This is a genomic window from Shewanella electrica (assembly GCF_022321485.1).
Taxonomy (GTDB): Bacteria; Pseudomonadota; Gammaproteobacteria; order Enterobacterales; family Shewanellaceae; genus Shewanella; species Shewanella electrica.
On sequence record NZ_JAKOGG010000328.1, the window covers coordinates 1 to 268 of the forward strand.

At 53.7% G+C, this 268-nt stretch carries 1 protein-coding gene; it reads right to left on the minus strand.

Features of this window, described 5'->3' with window-relative positions:
• A partial coding sequence (locus tag L9G74_RS24215) for a hypothetical protein (protein WP_238898657.1) occupies positions 1–268 on the minus strand: 268 nt, incomplete at both ends.

Here is a 268-nt window from a genome sequence, read left to right on the forward strand (position 1 = left end):
CTGGCTATTCTCTGCGTTAATTCTGAAGATCCCTTCGATCTTAAGTCCCTCTCGTTCATACAACTTCCTCTGCATCATCAACAGTATTGTGGGCACGCTATTTCCTTTGTGATCAAATGAACATTGCAAAGAGGTTGGTGAAACACCAAATACATTTACACTGGCGCTGGGCGTGGGGCTGGGAACTTCGGGCTCGAGGTCGGCGGGGAGGCCGAGGAAGCCGCCGAAGCGGTCGAAGGTGACGTGGGAGACGTGCCGCACGTCCGTG